The organism is Caballeronia sp. LZ019 (assembly GCF_031450825.1).
Taxonomy (GTDB): domain Bacteria; phylum Pseudomonadota; class Gammaproteobacteria; order Burkholderiales; family Burkholderiaceae; genus Caballeronia.
Window position 1 is genome coordinate 1,163,327 of the sequence record NZ_JARTVZ010000002.1, and the last position, 7,079, is coordinate 1,170,405.

At 66.6% G+C, this 7,079-nt stretch carries 6 protein-coding genes; all 6 read right to left on the bottom strand.

Going from position 1 to position 7,079, the window contains the following annotated elements:
- Positions 1-245 precede the first annotated feature (245 nt).
- Genes P9255_RS08425 through P9255_RS08450 form a run of 6 tightly spaced genes read right to left on the bottom strand, consistent with a single transcriptional unit; the run spans position 246 to position 6,740 of the window.
- Entirely contained in the window at positions 246-2,156 is a 1,911-nt protein-coding gene (locus P9255_RS08425; RefSeq protein ID WP_309766630.1) for a response regulator, read from the bottom strand.
- Complete coding sequence (locus tag P9255_RS08430) at positions 2,153-3,913, bottom strand: ATP-binding protein (protein WP_309789342.1); 1,761 nt, start codon at positions 3,911-3,913, stop codon at positions 2,153-2,155. Before P9255_RS08430 ends, P9255_RS08425 begins: the two co-directional genes overlap by 4 nt.
- Positions 3,910-4,962, bottom strand: coding sequence for an ATP-binding protein/SpoIIE family protein phosphatase (locus tag P9255_RS08435; protein ID WP_309766632.1), 1,053 nt, complete (start codon positions 4,960-4,962; stop codon positions 3,910-3,912). Before P9255_RS08435 ends, P9255_RS08430 begins: the two co-directional genes overlap by 4 nt.
- Complete coding sequence (locus P9255_RS08440) at positions 4,947-5,387, bottom strand: anti-sigma regulatory factor (protein WP_309766634.1); 441 nt, start codon at positions 5,385-5,387, stop codon at positions 4,947-4,949. Before P9255_RS08440 ends, P9255_RS08435 begins: the two co-directional genes overlap by 16 nt.
- A gap of 21 nt (positions 5,388-5,408) precedes the next feature.
- Positions 5,409-5,768, bottom strand: a complete 360-nt coding sequence (locus tag P9255_RS08445) for an STAS domain-containing protein (protein WP_309766635.1) — start codon at positions 5,766-5,768, stop codon at positions 5,409-5,411.
- A gap of 51 nt (positions 5,769-5,819) precedes the next feature.
- On the bottom strand, positions 5,820-6,740 hold the full coding sequence (locus tag P9255_RS08450) for an STAS domain-containing protein (protein WP_309789344.1): 921 nt from the start codon (positions 6,738-6,740) through the stop codon (positions 5,820-5,822).
- Positions 6,741-7,079: the final 339 nt, after the last annotated feature.

Here is a 7,079-nt window from a genome sequence, read left to right on the forward strand (position 1 = left end):
GCCACCGATCGTCGACCGGCATCCTGCCTCGATTCGGAAATTCCGCGTCTTCGCTGTAGCCAGCCGCCTGTCCTCCGCGCGGCAAGCAACTGCAGGTCTTGCGGCCTGCACTTAGTCGGCCGTGCGGGAGCCGTGCCCCGCCCGAGCGCATCCTCCGCGCCCTGAAAGTCATCGCTCCGATGGTGCTCACACTCGTCGTCCCGGAGATCGTCCGGCAATGCTTGTGAAGCGTCCGAGCAACGCCCCTACTCCCCGAACCTTCCCTGCACAGCCCGCTGAATCTCGGCAAAAGCCACCGGCTTCACGAGATGATGATCGAAGCCCGCTTCCTTCGATCGCTGACGGTCATGCGCCTGGCCGTATCCCGTCACGGCGATCAGCAACGCATCGGCGGTAGCGGGGCGCGTGCGCATTTCCGCAGCCAGCCTGTAGCCATCCATGCCGGGCAAGCCGATATCGAGCAGCACGATCTGCGGCAAGAACGCCTCCGCGATCTCCAACGCCTCGGCCCCTTCGTGCGCGGTGCGTACGTCGAAGCCGTCCGCTTCGAGCAGCAGCGCCATCGCGGTCGCCGCGTCGACGCTGTCATCGACGAGCAACACGCGCTTGCCGCCCGTCACGCGCGGCGCTTCGTCGGCATGATGCGGCGCGGGCGGCGGCTCGTTCGCAAGCGGCAGCCACACGACGAACTCGCTGCCCTGCTGCGGCCCCGCCGAATGCGCCTCGATACGCCCGCCCTGCAGTTCGACGAGCGTCTTTGCGAGCGGCAAGCCGATGCCGAGCCCGCCCTCCGAGCGTTCCAGCGATGTTTCGGACTGCACGAACAGATCGAAAATATGCGGCAGGATGTCCGCTGTGATGCCGATACCCTTGTCGCGCACCGCGATCCGCACTTCGTCGCCGAACTGCGCGGTCTCGATCGCGATCTCGCCTTCCTCGAGGCTGTACTTCGACGCATTCGACAGCAGATTGCCGAACACCTGCGCAATGCGCACGCTGTCGCCGACGATGTAGAGCGGCGCATCCGCGAGTCGCGTCGTGAGCTTGTGACGCTTGCGCTCCAGCGCGGGCTGCGCGGTCTCGATCGCTGCTTCCACCGCCGCCGCCACGTCCACCGTTTCCTGACGCAGCGTGATCTTGCCCTGCGTGATGCGCGCGACATCGAGCAGATCGTCGACAAGACGGCTCAGGTGCCGCACCTGGCGGTCGATGATCGTTCGCACCGTCGCGAAGTGCTGCACAGAGGGCGCGCGTTGCGGATCGAGCAGATCGACCGCATTGCGGATCGGCGCGAGCGGATTGCGCAGCTCGTGCGCGAGCATCGCGAGAAATTCATCCTTGCGGCGATCCGCGTCGCGCAACAGCATCTCGGCGGCCTTGCGCTCGGAGATATCGTTGACGATGCCCGCAATCCGCACCGGCCGCCCATCCGCGCCGCGCACCTGCGACGCACGCTCGGCCACCCAGCGCGGCCCGCCATGCGCCCGCGCGATGCGGTATTCGACCTGATACGGCGCGCCGCTCGCAAGCAATTGCCGATACGCCGCCGCCACATGTTCGCGGTCGAGCGGATGAATCTCGCCGGACCAGTGATCCGCGCCGGGGTGCGGCGGGGGCGCGCCTTCGCCGGAATCCCACAGCCGCGCATAGGCGGGGCTCACGTAAAGCAGCGTGTTGGCGGCGGGATCGAGCATCCAGAAGACATCGTCGATATTGTCGGCGAGCTGCCGGAAGCGTTCTTCGCTCTCGCGCAACGCGCTTTCCGCAAGCCGCACGCGCAGCAGCGCGCGCACGTGCGCGATCAGTTCGGCCGGCTCGACGGGCTCGGTCAGATAGCTGTCCGCGCCGCCTTCGAGACCGCGAATGCGATCGAGGCTATGCACCGCCGCCGCCGATGTCTGCAGCACGAGCGTCCCCGCCGTCTCCGGCGACGCCTTGATCTGGCGGCACACTTCGAGTCCGTTGATATCGGGCAGCTTCACGTCGAGCAGCACGAGATCGGGCGACTCGGCGCGCACGCGTTCGAGCGCGGCGGTGCCGGTCCCGGCTTCGATCACGTTGAAACCCGCCCGCGACAGGATGCGCGTCTTCGCGTACCGCGCGCCGTCGTTATCGTCGACGTTGAGGATCAGCACCTCGCTCCAGTCGCTTTTCATGATGTCGTTCCTTCCCCGCGAAGCGCCCCGTTCACTCTGCCCGACACCATGTCCAGCACGCCGGCCAGTTCGCCGCCCGTAATCGGTTTCTGCACGAACGCGGCTGCACCCAGCGCCCCGGCTTCATCTCGGTCTTCCGGTTCGCCGAGCACGACAACAGGAATGTCGCGCGTGGCCGCCTGCGCGCGCAGCGCGGCGAGCCAGATCCACGCTTCCGACGGCGCGGGCCGCACGGCCAGCAGCAGCGCGGCGGGCGGCGTGCGGGAGAGCGCGCGGCTCGCTTCATCGAGCGTGGCGGCGCTCGTCGTGCGATACGGCGACTGCCGCAGCACGGCTTCGCAATCGAGCCGTTCGATAGGATTGCTCGCGACGAGCAGCACCGCCGGGCCCGCGTCACCGTGCGCGGCGCTCTGCGCGGCCTCGGATGCGCCGTAGAAGGCGGGAATCGTCGCGCTGAAGGTCGAGCCGCGCCCAAGTTCGCTTTCGAGCGATACATCGCCGCCCAGCAGCTTGCAGAGCTTGCGGCAGAGCGGCAGCCCGAGCCCCGTGCCCTTGACGTATTGCTGCAGCCGGTTCTCGACCTGCCCGAACTCCTCGAACACGACCTGCTGATGCTCCGGCGCGATGCCGATGCCCGTATCCGTCACCGAGAACGTGATGAGACGGCGAGCTTCGTCATAGCTCGCTGACACGCGCACTTCGCCGCGCTCGGTAAACTTGAGCGCATTCGACACGAAGTTGCGCAGCACTTGCGCGACCTTGGCTTCGTCGGTGCGAATGGGCGGAAGACCTTCGCACGGCTCGAATATCAGTTCGACCGCGTTGCCCGGCGTGAGCGGACGCAGCATGCCGCGCAGCGCGGAGAAAAGCGTATCCACTTCGAATTCGGCGGCGCGCACTTCGATCTTGCCCCCTTCGATCTTCGCGAGATCGAGCAGATCGTCGACGGTTTCGGACAGATCCTCCGCCGCCTTGCGGATGAAGCGCACCTGCTTCTCCTGCTCTTCCGTCAGATCGCCGTCGATGCGTTCCAGCAGCAGCTTCGAGAGCGCGCGGATCGACGAAAGCGGCGTGCGGAATTCGTGGCTCATGTTCGACAGGAACCGCGACTTGGATTCATCCGCGCGGCGCAGATGATCCGCGCGCGCATCGAGTTCCGCGTACAGCGCGACGACGCCGCGGTTCGTGTCCTCGAGCTCGCGCGTGAGACGCGTCAGCTCTTCCTGGCGCTCGCGCAGATCGGCGAGCGCGCCGATCAGTTCGCGGTTCTGGCGCGCCAGTTCGGCGGTCGAGTCTTCGTTGTCCTGGCGCGCGAGCGTCGCGGCGACCGTTTGCGCTGCGTTCGGATGGAGCGGTGCGTTCTCGGGCAGCGCCTTCGCGAGCGAGATCGACGTGCCGCCGTCGGGATCGTCGGCGATCGCGCACTGGTCCATCAACCGTTGGGCGGCGAGCAGGCCGAGCGCCGCCTGCGACGCATCGCTCTGCATCGCGCGAAGGCGCTCTCGCGCGCCGGCGCCGGCGAGAAAGCGCACGACGAAACGCGGCGGATGCGTGGCGTTGTCGAGCAGAAATTCGGCGTGCGCGTGCGGGCCGGCCGCCAGCACCGTGCGCGCGGCTTCGAGCACGGAAGTCGAGATGCGCGTCTGGTCCTGCGTCGAGAAACCGAGCGCGGCGCTCGCCTCGCGCGCCTTGCGACGAGCGGCGACGATATCGCGCTCGCCGTCGATTCCCATCGAGTAGAGCGCAAGCGCCATCATGCGGCTCCCGTCGCCCGCGCGACGAACACGGTCACGTCGTCGCGGCCGCGCGAGAAATCGCGATAGAGCACCGCGGCGACGAGCGCCGGATGACGCGCGCCCAGGCCCGGATAGCGTTCGAGATCCCAGCGGGACCCGAGTCCGTCCGAATGCAGCACGACGAGCGAATCGGGTGGGCAAGGCACGTCGAATTGCTGCGCGCGCCGCGCCGAATGCCCGACGATGCCGCTGTGCGACACCAGATGCCGGTGCGAATCGTGCGTCCACACGCTCGCCGAGATATTGCCGATGCCGGCGAAGGCGACCTTGCCGCCCGCAGCCAGTCGCGCAGCCGGCATGCGCGCCACGCCGACCGCCGCGCCACGCGTCGGTCGCAGCGCCTCGTTGGCGAGCTCCATGATGCGTTCGAGCGGCGCATCGCCGTGCGTGCCGAGCACGCGCGCCGCCTCGATCGCGGCGACGTTCGCGAGCGGCCCGTGGCCGAGGCCATCGGCGACGAGCACGGTAAAGGCGTCGTCGCCGGCGTGGCAGGACCACGCATCGCCGCTCACGGTTTCCGTCTGAAGCGGCAGGTTCACCACGCCGTAGGTCACGCGCGCTTCTTTCGGCGATACGGAGCGCGGCCCGTTCCAGCACACCGCGCGCAGCACGGTGCCGTGGCCCGGCATGCTCCAGATATCGAGTTCGCCGGACAGCCGCCTGATCGCGCCCATGCCGTTGCCGGGGCTGCCGGCCGTCGTATAGCCGTCTTCGAACGAACGATAAAGGTCCTGAATGCCCGGCCCGCGATCGATGCACAGCACCTCGATGCCGTACCGCTGCGGGCCGTCCATCAGCGGACGCACGAGCAGTTCGCCGCTTCCGGCGTGCTTGAGGAGATTGGTCCCGCATTCGGTGACGACGATCGCCAGTTGCCCGGCGACCGTCTCGTTGAAACCGAGTCCGCGCGCGAGTTCGCCGATCGAGCGTCGCGCGAAGGCGATCTGGCTCGCCTCGGCAATCTCGTATCGCTGCTGCGCCGCCATTGATTCCTTCAGAACGGTTTCCATTTGGTGATCGAGACGTGCGTGCCCTCACCCGGCGCGGAGCGGATATCGAATTCGTCGCACAGGCGTTTGGCGCCGCCGAGACCGAGCCCGAGGCCGCTGCCCGAGGTGTAGCCGTCGGAAAGCGCGCGGGCGATGTCGGGAATGCCGGGCCCGTTATCGACGAATTCCAGTTTGAGGCCACGGCGGCCATTGCGTTCGACGAGCGTGCAATGCACGTCGCCGCCGCCGCCGTAGATGAGCGTGTTGCGTGCCAGCTCGCTCGCCGCCGTCACGAACTTGGTTTGATCGATGAGGGACAAACCCTGCGCCACCGCCTTCTCGCGCACGAACTGGCGCAAGCGCACGATCTGCTCGTCGGAGCGGATCGGCAGCGTATCGGGCGGAGACGAGGCGACCGGCGTGGCCGTTGGATGAAAAGTCATCATGGACTGGTTCACTTGCGGCCGTCAGGCCGCACCGCCGCCGGTAAGGAGCGCCATGCCCTTTTCGACGTTGAGCGCCGTCCGCACGCCCGACAGCGTGAGGCCGAGCTCGACCAGCGTGATCGCGACCGAAGGCTGCATCCCGACGACGACCGTCTGCGCGTCGAGCACGCGCGCCATCGCCGCCGTATTGCCGATCATGCGCCCGATGAAGGAATCGACGACATCGAGCGATGAAATGTCGATCAGCACGCCGTTCGCACCGTCTTTCACGATGCGGCTCGTCAGATCGTCCTGCAGCGCGAGCGCGAGGCGGTCATGCATGTCCACCTGAATGGTGACGAGCAACAGCTTGCCCATCGTGAGAATTGGAATGCGATCCATCGCGTGGCCCTGTTCAGTCGCGTTGCATGCTGTGGAAGAACTCGCGCGCCGTCATTCCGGCAACGACGAATCGTGCATGCCGGCGGCCGCGTGCTTGCGCGCCCCGTTGTCCTGCGCGCCGGCCACCGTCACCGACTTGCCGGTGCGCTGCAGCGCGACGACGAACGCGGAGGCGAGCGTCGCCTTGGTCGTCACGTTCGACAGGTTCACGCCGAGATGCACGATGGTCTGCGCGATCTGCGGACGGATGCCGCTGATGATGCAGTCCGCGCCCATCAGGCGCGCGGCGGCGACCGTCTTGAGCAGATGCTGTGCGACAAGCGTATCGACGGTCGGCACGCCGGTGATGTCGATGATCGAAATGGCCGCGCCCGTCTCGACGATCTTCTGCAGCAGGTTTTCCATCACGACCTGCGTGCGCGCGGAATCGAGCGTGCCGATCAGCGGCAACGCAAGGATGCCGTCCCACAACTGCACGACAGGCGTGGACAGTTCGAGCAACTCCTGTTGCTGGCGCACGATCACTTGCTCACGGCTCGCCTGGAACACTTCGGTCGTGTACAGGCCGAGCTCGTCGAAGAGCGCGCTGATGGTCCACGTCAGATCGGCGAGCAACGCGGGTTCCGTCGCCATGGCGGCGCGCAGGCGCGCCACGAGCGGTTGCTTCAGCGAGAAGACGAACATCGCGGTTTCGACCGGCGAGAAGCCCTGACGGGCGCGCTGGCCGGACATGTCCGCGAGAAACCCGCGCACTTCCTGCCATTCGGAGCCCTTGAAGTTGACGGTGTCCGAAGCGCCGAGCGCCGTCAGCAGCAGCCCGACGAACTGCGAGAACTGATTGCGCAGTTCCGCTTCGCCGACGAGTCCGCGCCGCGACGCGATGGCGTGCTGTTGCGTGATCCATTCGTTCAACAGTTCCGTCTGGTTGTTGCTGAATACCTGGGCGAGCCGCTTTCCGCCGACCATTTCCATGCCGAGTTCCTGTGCGAATGATGATTTTGCGGGCGCCAAGCCCCGACGAAAGTGCTTTGGCGTTGCTGAAAATCGGGGCTGCGGATGATCGCGCTCCGATGTCCGAGGATTTGAAGGCGCTCGGAATGTAGCACGCCATCTCGAAATTCGACAGTGCGCGGCGCCTTGATTCGAAAGACTTGCCGCCACTATTGCAGAATCCTTCCGGACCAATGGCCGAAATCGGGAAATGCTGCCGGTTTCGTCGGTCGCGCAGTCAATATTCCGTGCCGATGGGCCGCGACCGACGAAGACAGCGCGCCATACCGCAGATAGCAGCCCGAATATTTTTCTGACGTA